Annotated in this window: 17 protein-coding genes; 8 read left to right on the plus strand and 9 right to left on the minus strand. The window is 46.5% G+C overall.

Annotated features, from left to right (window positions below; translation table 11 throughout):
* Positions 1–115 precede the first annotated feature (115 nt).
* Both VJL_RS15560 and VJL_RS15565 read left to right on the plus strand, forming a co-directional pair.
* Positions 116–508, plus strand: a complete 393-nt coding sequence (locus tag VJL_RS15560) for a DUF1353 domain-containing protein (RefSeq protein WP_038879174.1) — start codon at positions 116–118, stop codon at positions 506–508.
* Positions 509–851: 343 nt separating this feature from the next.
* A complete protein-coding gene (locus VJL_RS15565) occupies positions 852–1,115 on the plus strand; it encodes a hypothetical protein (protein WP_038879177.1) in 264 nt (87 codons plus the stop codon).
* Positions 1,116–1,220: 105 nt separating this feature from the next.
* Here the strand turns inward: VJL_RS15565 and fadE are convergent, their stop codons facing one another.
* Positions 1,221–3,665, minus strand: coding sequence for an acyl-CoA dehydrogenase FadE (gene fadE, locus VJL_RS15570; protein ID WP_038879179.1), 2,445 nt, complete (start codon positions 3,663–3,665; stop codon positions 1,221–1,223).
* Between the two features lie 359 nt (positions 3,666–4,024).
* Between fadE and lpcA the strand changes: the two genes are divergently transcribed.
* Positions 4,025–4,600: a D-sedoheptulose 7-phosphate isomerase gene (gene lpcA / locus VJL_RS15575; protein WP_005436835.1), complete on the plus strand. Its 576-nt coding sequence runs from the start codon at positions 4,025–4,027 to the stop codon at positions 4,598–4,600.
* Positions 4,601–4,661: 61 nt separating this feature from the next.
* A complete protein-coding gene (locus VJL_RS15580; RefSeq protein ID WP_038864746.1) occupies positions 4,662–5,507 on the plus strand; it encodes a class II glutamine amidotransferase in 846 nt (281 codons plus the stop codon).
* Positions 5,508–5,591: 84 nt separating this feature from the next.
* On the opposite strand, the gene purN is transcribed toward VJL_RS15580, so the two are convergent.
* Together purN and purM are read right to left on the minus strand one after the other, a co-directional pair.
* Positions 5,592–6,230, minus strand: a complete 639-nt coding sequence (gene purN / locus VJL_RS15585) for a phosphoribosylglycinamide formyltransferase (RefSeq protein WP_038879183.1) — start codon at positions 6,228–6,230, stop codon at positions 5,592–5,594.
* 143 nt (positions 6,231–6,373) lie between these two features.
* A complete protein-coding gene (gene purM, locus VJL_RS15590; protein ID WP_038879184.1) occupies positions 6,374–7,414 on the minus strand; it encodes a phosphoribosylformylglycinamidine cyclo-ligase in 1,041 nt (346 codons plus the stop codon).
* A gap of 179 nt (positions 7,415–7,593) precedes the next feature.
* On the opposite strand from purM, the gene upp reads away from it, so the two are divergent.
* Positions 7,594–8,220: a uracil phosphoribosyltransferase gene (gene upp / locus VJL_RS15595; protein ID WP_005533963.1), complete on the plus strand. Its 627-nt coding sequence runs from the start codon at positions 7,594–7,596 to the stop codon at positions 8,218–8,220.
* Between the two features lie 130 nt (positions 8,221–8,350).
* On the opposite strand, the gene VJL_RS15600 is transcribed toward upp, so the two are convergent.
* Positions 8,351–9,604 (minus strand): uracil-xanthine permease family protein, encoded by a 1,254-nt coding sequence (locus VJL_RS15600; RefSeq protein ID WP_038879185.1) that lies wholly within the window; start codon positions 9,602–9,604, stop codon positions 8,351–8,353.
* A gap of 235 nt (positions 9,605–9,839) precedes the next feature.
* Between VJL_RS15600 and VJL_RS15605 the strand changes: the two genes are divergently transcribed.
* Positions 9,840–11,138: a DUF2066 domain-containing protein gene (locus tag VJL_RS15605; RefSeq protein ID WP_038864754.1), complete on the plus strand. Its 1,299-nt coding sequence runs from the start codon at positions 9,840–9,842 to the stop codon at positions 11,136–11,138.
* A gap of 82 nt (positions 11,139–11,220) precedes the next feature.
* Here the strand turns inward: VJL_RS15605 and VJL_RS15610 are convergent, their stop codons facing one another.
* Genes VJL_RS15610 through bepA form a run of 4 tightly spaced genes read right to left on the minus strand, consistent with a single transcriptional unit; the run spans position 11,221 to position 14,076 of the window.
* Positions 11,221–11,661, minus strand: coding sequence for a DUF2069 domain-containing protein (locus VJL_RS15610; RefSeq protein WP_038864756.1), 441 nt, complete (start codon positions 11,659–11,661; stop codon positions 11,221–11,223).
* Between the two features lie 20 nt (positions 11,662–11,681).
* Entirely contained in the window at positions 11,682–12,254 is a 573-nt protein-coding gene (wrbA, locus tag VJL_RS15615) for an NAD(P)H:quinone oxidoreductase (RefSeq protein ID WP_038864757.1), read from the minus strand.
* The gene (arsC, locus tag VJL_RS15620) at positions 12,255–12,605 is read right to left on the minus strand and encodes an arsenate reductase (glutaredoxin) (protein WP_038864758.1); all 351 of its coding nucleotides are present in this window, start codon (positions 12,603–12,605) and stop codon (positions 12,255–12,257) included.
* Between the two features lie 16 nt (positions 12,606–12,621).
* Positions 12,622–14,076, minus strand: a complete 1,455-nt coding sequence (gene bepA / locus VJL_RS15625) for a beta-barrel assembly-enhancing protease (protein ID WP_038864759.1) — start codon at positions 14,074–14,076, stop codon at positions 12,622–12,624.
* A gap of 269 nt (positions 14,077–14,345) precedes the next feature.
* On the opposite strand from bepA, the gene VJL_RS15630 reads away from it, so the two are divergent.
* Together VJL_RS15630 and VJL_RS15635 are read left to right on the plus strand one after the other, a co-directional pair.
* Positions 14,346–14,582, plus strand: a complete 237-nt coding sequence (locus VJL_RS15630) for a sulfurtransferase TusA family protein (RefSeq protein WP_038864760.1) — start codon at positions 14,346–14,348, stop codon at positions 14,580–14,582.
* 1 nt (position 14,583) lies between these two features.
* Positions 14,584–15,654: an AI-2E family transporter gene (locus tag VJL_RS15635; protein WP_038864761.1), complete on the plus strand. Its 1,071-nt coding sequence runs from the start codon at positions 14,584–14,586 to the stop codon at positions 15,652–15,654.
* Positions 15,655–15,718: 64 nt separating this feature from the next.
* Here the strand turns inward: VJL_RS15635 and VJL_RS29810 are convergent, their stop codons facing one another.
* Positions 15,719–15,889, minus strand: a complete 171-nt coding sequence (locus tag VJL_RS29810) for a hypothetical protein (protein WP_193788561.1) — start codon at positions 15,887–15,889, stop codon at positions 15,719–15,721.
* Positions 15,890–16,035 lie beyond the last annotated feature (146 nt).

Genomic DNA, 16,035 nt, shown 5'->3' on the forward strand with positions numbered 1-16,035 from the left:
GTCGGTTCGATTTGCAAAATCATTCGTGATATTCACTAAGTGGGTTAAAGCTGATTTGAGTGTGAAAGCTCTAAGCTCTACATCTCAGAGAAGCTAGGTGACTAGGAGGCCTCTTATGAAGTACAAAAAACGTCGGACGTACAAATACAACCTTCATTCCGAAGAACAGATTGAAACTGGTATTACCCTCGCACAGCCTTTCGATAGTGCGTTTCTGAGTCTATCAGAGCAAGGTTGGCTGACGATTAAGAAAGGCTATTCATGGGATGGGGCGAGTGGTCCAGCGATTGATACCAAGAACATTCTTAAAGCGTCTTTGGTGCATGATGCGTTGTATCAGCTCATGAGGGAGGAAGTATTGCCGCAAAGCAGTCGAGAGCAAGCGGATAGGCTTCTACGTCAAATATGCCTTGAACATGGCATGTCGAATCTTAGAGCGACGTACATCTATTACGGAGTTAGAGTATTTGGCGGATGTTTTTCCAAGCCGGATCTTTTGTCTGCCTAGTTAAGCTCTCTTGGTGAGTAGATTCTGAATCACGTTCGTTCCTCACTGTTCAGAATGACGAAAGCCCAGGAACATTGTGCGTGTAGTAACCTGACAACTCAAAGTAAACTGTCATTCTAGCGAGCTCCAGCGAGACTAAGAGTCTATTGTTAGCGCGCTGGGGCGTTTGTTTCTTCACCCTCCACAGAGTACTCGGCAGTAGGTTCTAGTATGCACACACAATCACTTCGCTGTTCCTTTGCATATCTATGCTAGACTCACGCCATCAGCTATATGAATGACTTCTCATTTGTTTACCTGAGGGCAGCAATTGGGCTGCTGTATTCTTATTAAAGGCACAAAAATGAGCAAATTAACTTCAGCTGAACGTAAAGCGCGTGACAACGAACGTTTCTCTCAACGCGTGAATGAGCGCCGTGAAAAAGGTGAAGATGTCGTTGCGTACGCATTGGCGAACAAAAAGGCTGTGAAGTTCCTGACTAAGTCAGAGAAGAAAGATTTGAACGAACGCAAAGCGACGCTTCAAGAAGAACTTAAGCTGAAAGAGCAGGAAGAACTGCGCAGAATTGAACAGTCGTTTATTGTTGAAGAAGATAACGAACAATAAACGCTTCTTTGCTAACACCGTGTTGTGCGTAGCAGATATTCAATAAAAAACGGGAGCCTCGGCTCCCGTTTTGCTTTCTTATTTATCGTTTAAGTCATCATTCGCTTAAGCGACGTTTTCCATTTGAGGGTAAAGCGGCTTTGCGGCCAATAGCTCTGGCTCAAAATCGTCTACGTTGATGGTGTCTAGGCGATGCTGTTCCGCTTCTCTTAGCAGATCTGCTTCTTCCTGAGTAATTACGCCTTGTTCTAGACCTTCTTGAGCAATCACATCCAAACGCATGAATGGACGGCGTTTGCCTTGCGCTTTACATATTTTGTCGAACACAGGCTCAGCTTGAAGAATCACAGACAGTGCCAACTCAATCTTACCTGCAGCGTTGTGTTCCGTTGGTTCTAGGTACTGACCACGACCAATACGTGAACGTGTTGCACTTGGCGTTTGTAGAATACGCGCCACTTTACTGTCTAGCTTATCACTTGGTGCTTTGCGCACTCGGCCAAATGGCATGATCAATACACGCAGTGCACGACCAATCACTTTGTTCGGAAAGTTTGCTAGGAACTCATCAATGGCAGCTTCGCTTTGTTTTAAGCTGTCTTGCAAGCCCCAATGTACCAATGGCAAGTCTTCAACAGGGCGGCCATCCTGCTCGAAGCGTTTCAATGTTGCAGAGCTCAAGTATAGCTGACTTAAAATGTCACCAAGACGCGCAGACAGACGTTCTTTACGCTTCAACGAACCACCTAGTACTGCCATCGAGATATCCGATAGTAGAGCAAGGTTTGCGCTGTAACGGTTCAATTGTTGGTAGTAACGCTTGGTTGCGTCTTTGGTTGGTGACGTTGAACCTAAACCATCACTTAGACCAAACCAGATGCTGCGAACTAGGTTACTCATGGTAAAGCTCACGTGACCCGCTAGTGCTTTGTCGAACTTCTCAACCGCATCGCCAGCGTCAGAATAAGCAGCATTCATCTCTTCAAGAACGTAAGGGTGACAACGAATCGCGCCCTGACCGAAGATGATCATTGAACGAGTTAGGATGTTCGCACCTTCTACGGTTACCGCGATTGGTGCACCTTGGTAACCACGTGCTAGGAAGTTAGAAGGACCCATACAGATGCCTTTACCACCTACGATATCCATCGCGTCGATGATGCTTTGCTGACCACGATGCGTACAGTGGTACTTCACGATAGCTGAGATAACCGAAGGTTTTTCACCTAGGTCGATACCTGCCACGGTTAGGTTGCTGGCTGCATCCATCACGTAAGCGTTACCACCTAGACGTGCTAATGGCTCTTCTACGCCTTCCATGTGACCGATAGGCTGTTTGAACTGACGACGAATGCGCGAGTAAGCACCTGTCGCCATCGCAGCGGTTTTGATGCCGCCTGTTGAGTTTGAAGGTAGCGTGATACCACGACCAACTGATAGACATTCAACCAGCATACGCCAGCCTTGACCTGCCATTTTTTCACCGCCGATGATGAAGTCCATCGGTACGAAGATGTCTTTACCGCGAGTTGGGCCATTTTGGAATGGTACGTTAAGCGGGAAGTGACGGTTACCAATCTCAACGCCTTTAAGGTCAGTTGGGATTAGGGCACAAGTGATGCCAAGATCTTCTTGGTCACCTAGTAGGCCTTCTGGGTCACGCAGTTTGAATGCAAGACCAAGAACCGTTGCGACTGGCGCTAGAGTGATGTAACGCTTGTTCCAAGTTAGACGCATACCAAGGACTTCTTCACCTTGCCACTCGCCTTTACATACCACACCAAAATCTGGGATAGAGCCCGCATCGGAACCTGCTTCTGGGCTAGTCAGTGCAAAACATGGGATCTCTTTACCTTCAGCCAAGCGAGGTAAGTAATGATTTTTCTGCTCTTCTGTACCGTAGTGCTGCAGGAGTTCACCAGGACCTAATGAGTTCGGTACGCCAACCGTAGAAGACAGCACGCCAGAAACGCCAGTCAGTTTTTGCAGTACCAAAGATTGCGCGTATGCAGAGAATTCCAGACCACCGTATTTCTTTTTGATGATCATGGCGAAGAACTTGTTGTCTTTCAGGTATTGCCATACTTCTGGTGGCAAATCTGCAAGCTCGTGAGTGACTTGGTAGTCGTTCACCATGGCACACACTTCGTTAACTGGGCCATCTAGGAATGCACGCTCTTCTTTGCTCAGCTTAGGCGCTTTGATTGCGTGAAGCTTTTCCCATTCAGGTTTGCCCTTGAATAGCTCCGCTTCCCACCAGACCGTACCAGCGTCCAATGCTTCTTTCTCGGTCTGAGACATAGCAGGTAGGACTTTCTTAAACATCACGAGCGCTTTGCGGCTGATCAGTGATTGGCGAATGCCCGACACGGCGAATACCGCAACGGCAAGTACATAAAGTGCCCAGCCAATAACACCAACTGAGCCTGCGATCGTCAGTGCTAGCATGGCAGCAGTTAGCAGACTGACGGATTTCACGAGAGACATTCTGTGGTAGAGCGTTATGCCTAACACAACTGTCATCGCTACGATTGAGAGCAAGATGTCCATATGTTTTTTCCTTTTCAGACTTTATTAATGTTGTACGTCTGTATTTTGGTAAGAGGTCTAACCAGTTCTCATGAGTGTAATCAAAATATTAATAAAATGTAAAACCCAAGATTGGGTAAAAAGTGATCTATGTAGAGTTAAAATTCTAAAGTTGGGAGTTGAGTGATGATTTCGTAAGCAAGTTAACAAGTTTATTACCGCGATGAATCCAAATCTGTTGGTTCACTATCGACACTAATTCTCGTTTGTGGGTAAACTCAGAGTAATGAAATGTCCGGTGCGAGATTCGCATCAGAACAATTTGCCAAGCGAGAGCCTCAACCTCACTGCTGTGGCCGAAATAATAAAGAGAACGTCTTATGTACCAAGATCTGATTAGAAGTGAATTAAACGAAGCTGCTGAAGTTCTGAATAAGTTTTTAAGTGATGACCACAACATCGCGCAAATCGAAGCGGCAGCAAAAATGATTGCTGACTCATTCAAGCAAGATGGTAAAGTGTTGTCATGCGGTAACGGTGGTTCTCACTGTGACTCTATGCACTTTGCAGAAGAGCTAACAGGTCGTTACCGTGAAAACCGTCCGGGTTACGCTGGTATTGCTATTTCAGATCCAAGCCACCTATCTTGCGTTAGTAACGATTTTGGCTACGACTTCGTATTCTCTCGTTACGTTGAAGCAGTGGGCCGCAAAGGCGATGTTCTGTTTGGTTTGTCGACGTCAGGCAACTCAGGCAACATCCTAAAAGCGATTGAAGCCGCGCAAGCGAAAGGCATGAAGACAATCGCGCTGACCGGTAAAGATGGCGGCAAAATGGCTGGCCTAGCGGACATCGAGATTCGCGTACCACACTTTGGTTACGCAGACCGCATTCAGGAAGTACACATTAAGATTATTCACATCATCATTCAGTTGATTGAAAAAGAGATGGAATAAGCTTTTCAGCTTGGCCTCGTTTGGGCTTGGTGGTGTTTTAAGGTAAGGAGTTCGTTTAACCATGTGTGAATTGCTCGGCATGAGCGCAAATGTTCCAACCGATATTTGTTTCAGTTTTACTGGATTGATGCAGCGCGGTGGTCGCACTGGACCGCATCGTGATGGCTGGGGAATTACTTTCTATGAAGGAAAGGGTTTCCGAACATTCAAAGATCCAAACCCTAGTTGTGATTCTCAGATCGCTGAGTTGGTGCAGAACTACCCGATAAAAAGTCGTGCGGTGGTTAGCCACATTCGCCAAGCAAACCGAGGCGGAGTGAATTTAGAGAACACGCACCCATTTACGCGTGAGCTGTGGGGACGCTACTGGACTTTTGCACACAATGGTCAGCTGACTGACTACCAAGATTTGTATACGGGTCGTCACCGTCCGGTGGGAGAAACCGACAGCGAAATGGCTTTCTGTTGGCTGCTCAAACAGATGGAAGATAAATACCCTGAGCCACCTCAGGATATGGAGTCGGTCTTTACTTATGTTGCTCAGTGTTGCGATAAGTTGAGAGACAAGGGCGTGTTTAACATGCTGCTCAGTGACGGTGAGTTTGTGATGACTTACTGTACCAACCATCTGTATTGGATTACGCGTCGCGCACCATTTGGCAAAGCGGCCCTATTGGATGAAGATGTCGAAATCAACTTCCAAGAAGAGACCACGCCAAATGATGTGGTTTCTGTGATTGCGACTCAACCATTAACTGGCAATGAGGCATGGCAACGAATGAAACCGGGTGAGTTTGGTTTATTCCATGTCGGAGAATTGGTGTTGAATAATGCCAAGGCTCTGGAGGATGTCCCCTTTGCAGCGCCGAAGCCGGGTAACCAAGCACCGACAGAACCGTTGGAGTGATGGTTTTCTCGCAGTAAAACATTTGAATAAAACAAAAGGCAGCCTGATGGCTGCCTTTTTACGTTTGGTGTTTGGAATTAAGAGTTACTCGGCGGCGTAGCCGTGAGCTCCTAGCTCAAAACCATCGAGATACGCTTTGCCCTCGGTCATCGACAATCGCCCTTCGACTAACCACTTAGTCACCATTGGATAGATGTTGTGCTCTTGCGTTTGTACGCGCGCGGCTAGGGCATCGGTATCGTCGTCTTCAAAGACGGGTACTTTGGCTTGTAGTACTACAGGGCCGCCGTCTAACTCTTCTGTGACAAAGTGTACGCTGGTGCCGTGTTCTTTATCGCCAGCATCAATAGCGCGCTGGTGGGTGTGTAGCCCCGGATACTTAGGCAAAAGGGAAGGGTGGATGTTGATCATTTTACCCAGGTAGTGGGAAACAAACGCGCCACTGAGAATACGCATGTAACCTGCAAGTACAATCACATCCGGTTGGTATTCATCTATTTGTTTCATCAGTTCAGCATCAAAGTCTTCACGGGATTCGAATGCTTTTGGATCGACAAAATGCCCATTCACATCAAACTGTTTTGCGCGCTCTAAACCATAAGCGTCAGCTTTATTGGAGAACACCGCTGCGACTTGTGCATTTGGCATACTGTCTTCGCAAGCTTCCAAGATGGCTTGAAGGTTACTGCCGTTACCCGAAATGAGGACCACTATGTTTTTCATGATGTTGAGACTGCCTTGCTATTGTAGGTTTGAAGTGCGTATCCGCTAAATTACCTACTATTAGAATGGTTTTCGATGTTCCAGATAGCAGAATGAGGACATCGCGTCCTCATTCTTTTTATTTTTTGAGCTTGATTCGCAAGTTATTGGATTTCAACTTGCTCTTCGTTTGCTTCTGCTTGAGCGACTTCACCAATCACCCATGCGTTTTCGCCTTCTTCTTTAAGAAGAGCAACCGCTGCGTCTGCTTGGTCTTTTGGAAGTGCAACGACTAGGCCAACACCACAGTTGAACGTACGGTACATCTCGTGTGTTTCAACGTTGCCTTTCTCTTGTAACCATTTGAAGATGATTGGCCATTCCCAGCTATTACCATCGATAACGGCTTTTGTGCCTTCAGGCAGTACGCGTGGGATGTTTTCCCAGAAACCACCACCCGTGATGTGAGAAATCGCGTGGATGTCGTGCTTCTCAATCATCTTAAGTGCTGATTTGATGTAAATCTTAGTTGGTTCTAGTAGGTGCTCACCGATAGTACGACCTGCTAGCTCTTCGTTTTTATCTGCGCCAGAAACTTCTAGGATCTTACGGATAAGAGAGTAACCGTTTGAGTGTGGACCGCTTGAGCCAACAGCGATTAGTGCGTCGCCTGCTGCCACTTTCGTGCCGTCAATCACGTCTTCTTTTTCTACTACGCCAACACAGAATCCAGCAACGTCGTAGTCTTCGCCTTCGTACATGCCCGGCATCTCAGCAGTTTCACCACCGATTAGTGCACAGCCTGCTTGAACACAGCCATCAGCAATACCAGAAACCACGTCTGCCGCGGTATCTACGTCTAGCTTGCCTGTTGCGTAGTAATCTAGGAAGAATAGGGGCTCAGCACCTTGAACGATTAGGTCGTTTACACACATTGCCACTAGGTCAACGCCAATAGTGTCGTGCTTGTTCATATCCAGCGCTAGGCGAAGTTTTGTACCTACACCGTCAGTACCAGAAACCAGTACAGGTTGTTTGTATTTTGTCGGCAATTCACACAATGCGCCAAAACCGCCGATACCACCCATCACTTCAGGGCGACGAGTACGCTTAACCGCACCTTTAATACGATCTACAAGCGCGTTGCCTGCATCAATATCTACACCAGCGTCTTTATAGCTAAGAGAAGAGTTGTTACCACTCACAGGGAAGTCCTCGGTTTTTAAGTTGGATATGAAAACGGCGCTATTCTACCAGTGGTTAAATACAGATAGCAAACGTTTGCGTCGGTTTTTTTCTTTAGTGATCTATCCTGATATCCCTGCAAAAATCATGTATAATCTGAAGGTTTGTTTAAATATTGCCAATAAAGCCGGAGATGGAAATGAAAGTTGTTGAAGTTAAACACCCTCTAGTGAAACACAAAATCGGTCTAATGCGAGAAGGTGACATCAGCACGAAGCGTTTTCGTGAGTTAGCGACAGAAGTCGGTAGCCTACTTACTTACGAAGCGACTGCAGACTTTGAAACAGAGAAAGTAACCATTGAAGGTTGGAATGGTCCTGTAGAAGTTGACCAAATCAAGGGTAAGAAAGTAACAGTAGTGCCAATCCTGCGTGCAGGTCTAGGTATGATGGACGGCGTTCTTGAGCACATGCCAAGCGCACGTATCAGTGTTGTAGGTATCTACCGTGATGAAGAAACACTTGAGCCAGTGCCATACTTCAACAAGCTTGCTTCTAACATCGATGAGCGTATTGCTCTAGTTGTTGACCCAATGCTTGCAACAGGTGGTTCTATGATCGCAACAATCGATCTTCTAAAAGAGAAAGGTTGTCAGGCAATCAAGATTCTTGTTCTTGTAGCGGCTCCTGAAGGTATCGAAGCACTAGAAAAAGCGCACCCAGATGTTGAGCTATACACAGCGGCAATCGATGAGAAGCTAAACGACAAAGGTTACATTGTTCCTGGTCTTGGTGATGCAGGTGACAAGATCTTCGGTACTCAATAAGCATTATTGCTTTACTGAATTTCAAAAAAATAAAGGCTTGGTGAAAACCAAGCCTTTTTTGTCTCTGCTATTTAGAAGCGAGCTACGAGATCAGGAAGGGCGATTTAAATCAATCAAGCCGCCACCATACTTACTTCGCGTTGTCTTCTTCCATCTGTGCATTATCTACCACGTGGTTTTCACCAAGGTCGTGTGGTAGCACTAGGTTAAGAATGATTGCAACGATACCACATAGGCTTACACCTTGTAGGCTGAACTCGCCAATACCGAAAGCCATGCCGCCGATACCAAATACTAGGGTTACCGCTACAATCACTAGGTTACGTGATTTGTGCAGGTCAACGTTGTTCTTAATCAGTGTGTTTAGACCAACGGTTGCGATAGAACCAAACAGTAGAATCATGATACCGCCCATTACTGGAACTGGAATGGTTTGTAGAATCGCACCTAGCTTACCTACCAGCGCAAGTACGATGGCAGTAACCGCTGCCCATGTCATGATTACAGGGTTGAACGCTTTCGTTAGCATTACCGCTCCTGTTACTTCGCTGTACGTGGTATTTGGTGGTGCGCCAACCATAGAAGCTGCAATTGTTGCCACCCCGTCACCGGCGATAGTGCGGTGCAGGCCTGGTTTCTTCAGGTAGTTTTTGCCCGTTACGTTTGAGATAGCAAGCATGTCACCCACGTGTTCAACCGCCGGGGCAATCGCTACTGGGATCATGAACAAGATGGCGTTGATGTTGAACTCTGGTGCAGTGAAGTTTGGCATTGCAAGCCAAGCTGCTTGAGCAACCGGTGTGAAATCAACCACGCCGTAGAACAGGGATACTGTGTAGCCTGCCAAAATACCGCCGACGATAGGAACCAACTTTAGGAAGCCTTTCGCGAACACGCTTAGTGTAATAGTCGTTAAAAGTGATACCGCTGAGATGATCACCGCCGCATCGCCATTCACTAATTGAATCGCGCCGTCTCCCGATTTACCTACTGCCATGTTGACCGCGGTAGGAGCGAGGCCAAGTCCTATCACCATGATCACTGGGCCGACAACCACAGGTGGCAGAATTTTATGAATAAAGCCAACGCCGCGTACTTTGATCATCGCACCAAGACCAACGTACACTAAACCAGCAGCCATCAAGCCACCCATGGTTGCACCGATACCCCAAGTTTGGATACCGAACATAATAGGAGCAATAAACGCAAAAGAAGAGGCAAGGAAGATAGGGACAGAACGTTTAGTAATCAGTTGGAAAAGAAGAGTACCGACACCAGCACCAAACAGAGCAACGTTTGGGTCTAGGCCAGTAAGAAGTGGTACCAGCACGAGAGCACCAAAAGCGACAAAGAGCATCTGAGCGCCTTGTAACGCGTTTTTCATAATTATTTCCTATTCAGAGATACGCAGACAAATCCGGCGAATATTATCATCTGGCAATCGATTGCAATGTTGCCTAGATCAAACTTTTGTATGGATTTATAACAGAGACGAATAGTTTGTTTTCATGGTGGGTTTTAACTTGGTCAGAATACAGACAATTCACTCAGTACTCTTCTTGCTCACCGTTTGATAGTTGCTTATGATGCGTGTTCTTGTACAGAGGATTATGAAAACTATGCGCTATTTAGCTCTCTTATTGATAGGTTGGTTGTCTCTGCCAGTTTATGCATTAACTCAGGTGGATATCTATCGTGCCGAAGTGGCGATCGACAGTGAGCAAAAAGACGGCGAAGAACTCGCCCGTCAACAAGGTATGCAAGATGTGATTGTGCGTGCAACAGGCAGCGAATCTTCCCTTAGCAACCCAGTAATTAAGAAAGCAGTGGGTTCAAGTTCTCGCTATATTTCTCAACTTGGTTACGGCCAACTTGATGGTCAAAGCAGTTTGAAGATGCTGTTCAATAGTGGCCAAATCCGTTCATTGTTGACGCAAGCACAGTTGCCAACGTGGTCAGCAAGTCGTGCCAACATTCTTGTTTGGTTAGTGGAAGAACAAGGTTACGACCGTACTATCACTTGGGAGCATTCTGATTCTTCAAGTGTTGCAGCGTTGCGTGATGCGGCACAGTCACGAGGTTTACCTATCACGATGCCTGTGGGTGACTTTGATGATGTTACCGGTGTGAACGTGTCTGATCTGTGGGGCGGCTTTGTTGACCCAATCAGCCAAGCAAGCCAACGTTACCCTGTGGATGCCGTTTTGGTTGTACGCGTACAAGGTGACAAGATCCGTTGGACTTTGTATGACCAAGCGCCAACACAATTGTCTGAGTCTAAGCAATCGCCACGTAGTGGCTCTGCCTCTGGTGCGAATGCGATTCCGGCGATGATTGGTGGTATCGCTGATTATTATGCGAAGAAAAGCGCGGTTGTTGTCTCGAGCAAATCTTCAGAAGAGATCGATGTAAAAGTGGTTGATGTTGAATCAGCAATGGATTTCTTCAACCTAGAGGATTCCCTAACTAAGCTAAACTCAGTGGCGAGCACCGAGATCAAGCGTGTACAAGGCAATGCTGTGACATTGACTATTCACCTCCTTGCTTCTCAACAAGCGTTTGAACAAGAAGCTTCCTCTATTCGTCCATTGGAAGTCACCGAAGATCCAATGGCGGGTTTAGAACCGGCGGCGGTACAACTTCCAGAAGCGCCTGCGCAACCAGCGCAACTTCCTGCTGATACAGAGCAAGGCCAAGCTACAGAGAGTGGTGCTGTGGTTCAAGAGTTGACGGCAGAGCAGAGCGCAGTAGAAGCGAAACAGCCTGTTGTTGCTCAGCCAGCTCCAGAGCAATATGACCTTATTTACAAGTGGAAAGCTCCGGTTCGTGCACAAGTTGAGCCAGAGCTGGATGCGGATTCTGAAATTGCGCCTGTGCTAGAAAAAGATACGGTAGAAAATCCAGAAGATGTTGGTTAATCGACGGTCTTGATTGGGGTTTCAAACAAATAAAAAGAGTCGCCTAGTGCGACTCTTTTTTTGATTTTGAAACTTCACGAGACTACTTGTTGAATTTGGCTTTCTCTTCCTTTTCAACTTGAGAAAGGCGTTTCAATTTCAACCCTAGCTCTTTACCTCTCGCTCGTGCAAACAAGATGTTACCCAAGAAGCCCAGTGAGGTGAGTAGTAACTCGACAACGGCAAGCCAGCGTTCACCATCATCGACGTATAAAATGGTCAAACCGTGTAAGAAGTACAGCATCAGCACAAAGTTTGCCCACGCGTGGGTGTATGGCTTACCCGCTAAAATTCCCGGTAATGGGAGCAGTAACGGAACACACCAAGCAATGGCTAATGTGGTACTGCTCAGGTGTGGGTGAGGCGATAAGGCCAGTTGCCAAATGGCGACCCAAGCCAGTAGCGCTAAATTGCCAAACAGCGCCATATAACGATAGGTTTGAGTTTGCTTGCTGAGAGGTGGTTGGTCGATAGAGTCAGTCATCGATTTACTTATCCTTGAGCTTACTGACTGCCTTTCAGCTTTTGTGCTGTCGCTGCCAGTCGTTTTCCTAATTGCTGTGCGAGACGAATCTCTTCTGCCGTAAGACTTGGTTCTTGTCCTACACTGCTTGCGCCATATGGTGTGCCACCTGATTGGGTGGTGTGCAGTTCTGGCTCTGAATAGGGGATTCCCAACACCATCATGCCGTGATGCAGCAGTGGTGTCATCATGCTCTGTAACGTGGTTTCTTGGCCACCATGCATAGAAGATGATGAGGTAAACACACAAGCAGGTTTATCGATAAGGTCACCGTTTACCCACAAAGGTGTGGTTTGATCCCAAAAGTGTTTGAGTGGTGCGGCCATGTTGCCAAACCAAACTGGGCTGCCAAACGCAAGACCGTCGCACTTTTTCAACTCTTCTAGAGTAACAATTGGATCAGAAGGAGGCTGTGAGTGAGGTGACAATTCTTCAACTGTACGCAAAATCGCTTCACAATGAGGAGTCGACTCGACTCCTCTTGCTATCTGTCTTGCCAGCTGTTTTGTAGAGCCATGACGGCTGAAATACAAAATAAGAACCTGGCAATCCATTTATAGAATGTCCAATACTTGCTCTGGCGGGCGACCAATTTTTGCTTTGCCGTTTGCAACAACAACAGGGCGCTCAAAAAGCTTTGGATTTTTTTCCATTGCTTCGAACAGTTGCTCGTCTGTCACTGACGCTTCACCGAGAGCAAGCTCTTTGTAGATGTCTTCTTTTGTACGCATCATTTCGCGAACTGAAGAGAACCCAAGTTGAGTGTAAAGTGCTTTGAGTTGCTCCACGTTAAGCGGTGTATCTAGGTACTTAACCACTTCGGGTGTCACACCATTTTGCTCTAGCAGTTCCAGTGTTTGACGGCTCTTTGAGCAACGAGGATTGTGATAAATCACGACTGACATGGTTTTCTCCATTTCGTTATTGTAATGCCATGAATCGATCTCTTTGGATCATTAACTGGTCGATACGAGCGTCGTATCGTGCTTGTTTCAAGCTTCCCAGATCTGCAATTTTACTTGCTTCAGAATAATATTGAATAGCTTTATTCCATCCTGCTCGCAGCGCTAAAATTTCCGCGCGAGCGGCAAGTTCTTCGTCATTGCGGCCCAGTGCGTGGTTACCTTTTGATAGAAGGTGCCAACCATTAGTGTCTTCTGGGTTATCGTGCGTGTAACGTTGAAGAATACGTACGGCTTCTTCATTCTTATTTGCTTCCAACAAAGCGTTGGCATAGTTGATGGTCAGCACTTTGTTTTGTGGATTGCGCTTTAAGGCACGACTTAGCATATCTACGGCTTTTTGCGGCTGTTTCTGCTCGATGTACAGATCTGTCATGGCATCAAGATAAAATGGATTCGCTGGGTCTTGTTGAAGCAGTTTTTTCAACAACGGTTCAGCCTTATCGAGACGCTTATTATCTAAATGCACCAGCGCGCGACCGTAATCAAAAGACGGGACAATTTCTGGTGACGCTTTTTTCTGTGTTCGTTCAAACCACCCCATCGCTGCTTGTCCATCAATGCCTGCATAGCGGGCTACAATGCGAGCGCGTGTCAGGTGGTAATCGATAGATGGTTGAATTCGCAATGGTGGATACGCTCTAGCACGTGCTCGGCTGTCGGTAATACGGTCTTCTGGTAATGGGTGAGTCAAAAGCATTGGGGGGGGCTTACTTGCGTAACGGTATTCGTCCGCAAGACGACCAAAAAAGCGAGGCATTGCTTGAGCTTCAAACCCAGCTTTTGCCAAGGTCGCAATACCAAAACGGTCGGCTTCTTTCTCGTTTGAGCGAGTGTAGTTGATTTGGCTCTGCATATTACCAGCTGTTGCCGCCGTCACTGCTGCCATCCCCGCTTCTGGAGAGGCAATAGCAAGCAACAGCGCACCAGCTAGTGCCGCCATCGTAGCTGGCGAGCGACGAGCTTGTTCTTCCATGCTTCGCGCAAGGTGACGCTGTGTAACGTGGGCAATTTCGTGCGCCACAACAGAGGCAAGCTCACTTTCAGTACGAGCGTGCAAAAATAGACCCGAGTGCAGGGCAACGTAACCACCAAAGAAGGCGAATGCGTTGATGTTGCGGTCACGGATCATAAAGAAGTGGAACGGAGTTTTTACGTCATTCGCATTGGCGACCAAGCGGTGTCCAAGTGTGTCAATGTATTCATTGATGACGGGATCGCTAACAATAGGGCTGCTGGCTCTGAGCATACGCATGTAGGCGTCACCGTAAATCAACTCCTGATCTATCGTCAGAGTGCCTCCAGCTGCCGTACCAATATCAGGGAGATCAAGGCTATTGGCGTAAATAGGTGTTGGTGTACTCAATGCAGCAGCAAGGCATAAACAAACTAGCGAGCGAGTGCGTTTTAACATACGGTTTAAAGATTCTCCAAAATACCGAGTCTGTGCTTGAGAGATGAATTCCTTTCAACGTCAGCACAGGCTTTATGGTCATCCGTGTCGGATGAATATGCTAGCTATAAGACCGAAAATAAACGAATTGGTTTCGTCAATTGTCATACACATAACTTCAAATTGTTAATTTAGAAGTCTTTGTCGTCTACGTTTAAATCACTAGCACCAGCTCAAAAAGCCGTTACAATACAACCCTATCATAGTTGCAGAGCAATACAATGGAATCCATGTTACTTGATTTGCGTGATCAACGCTGCCCTATGGCACTGTTACTTGCTAAGCGTCACGCAGCTGAAGTGTTTCAAGGAGAAACATCGCAGTTTCAACAGCTTGTTATTCAAGTTGTAGACAAGAGCTCTAAACAAGACATTGTGAAGTATTTGCAAAATCAAGGCTATACAGTGGATTGCGAATCCACGTCAGAACACTTCATTTTGACAGTCTTCAATAAGGAATCATCATAAGATGCTTGAGATGGTAAGTCGTTGGTATAAGCGACGCTTTTCAGACCCACACGCCGTGAGCCTTGTAGCGATCTTGCTGTTCGGCTTTATCACCATTTATTTCTTCGGGCATTTGATTGCACCGTTGTTAGTTGCCATCGTTCTCGCATATTTACTCGAGTGGCCAGTGACGCAAATGTGTCGCTTGGGGATTCCACGTACTTTTTCTGTCATTACGGTGATTTTGATTTTCATTGGCTTGATGCTGATTGCGGTGTTTGGTTTAGTGCCAACCATCTGGACTCAGGTCGGCAACCTAATCAACGACATTCCGAACATGTATGCTGGTCTGCAAAAGTTCATTGCTACTTTACCACAGCGTTATCCAGAACTGGCGAACTTACAAATCGTGGAAACCTTGGTAACCAATGCGAAAAACCAAGCAATAGGCTTAGGTGAAAGTGTGGTGAAAGGTTCGTTGGCGTCACTCGTCAGTTTGGCTACGTTAGCGGTTTATCTGATTCTTGTTCCTCTGTTGGTGTTCTTTCTACTGAAAGACAAAGAAGAAATGCTACGCATGGCAAGCGGTATTCTGCCTAAAAACCGTAAGTTGGCGAACAAAGTTTGGCATGAGATGAACGAGCAGATCTCGAATTATATTCGCGGTAAAGTGCTTGAAATTCTTATCGTTGGTGGCGTGAGCTACGTAACCTTCGCGATTCTTGATTTACGTTACTCAGCGCTGCTTGCGGTTGCCGTGGGCTTATCCGTTCTGATCCCCTACATCGGCGCGGCAGCGGTGACAGTACCTGTGGCGATTGTTGGTTTGTTCCAATGGGGCTTATCGCCTCAGTTTTACTGGTTACTTGTTGCTTACGGTATTATTCAAGCACTAGATGGCAACGTATTAGTGCCAGTATTGTTTTCAGAGGCAGTCAACCTTCACCCAGTGGCTATCATTGTCGCAGTATTGGTGTTTGGTGGATTGTGGGGCTTCTGGGGCGTATTCTTTGCTATTCCATTGGCGACGTTGGTGAAAGCAGTATGGAACGCGCTGCCAAGCTCGGAAGAAGCCGAACCGATACAAGAATAGAAACTGATTTCAATAAAAAGCCCAGCGATTGCTGGGCTTTTTGGTATTTGGATGAAAGCTAAGCTTACGCGTTCTCTTTCAAGTAGTTCACAATCACTTCGTGGTGATCTTTGGTTTTGAACTTGTTGAACACGTGTTCAATCACGCCTTCTTCCCACTGCAAATCTTTTTGCAGTATTTCTGGAATGTTGAAGAAAGCTTCACCATCACAGGTCTTCTCAATTTTAACTTTCATTGCTGCTTAGAACCTTATTCTTTTCACATGGTGATTTTATGACACGCTTACTCTAGTGTAGCAAAAACAGATTGCCACTAATTGGAACGAACATGCAACTTACACAATTATGGGCTAGAGTTTATCCAACAAGCTGTTACCCAATT

Origin of the sequence: Vibrio jasicida CAIM 1864 = LMG 25398, from assembly GCF_000400365.1 — a bacterium.
GTDB lineage: Bacteria > Pseudomonadota > Gammaproteobacteria > Enterobacterales > Vibrionaceae > Vibrio > Vibrio jasicida.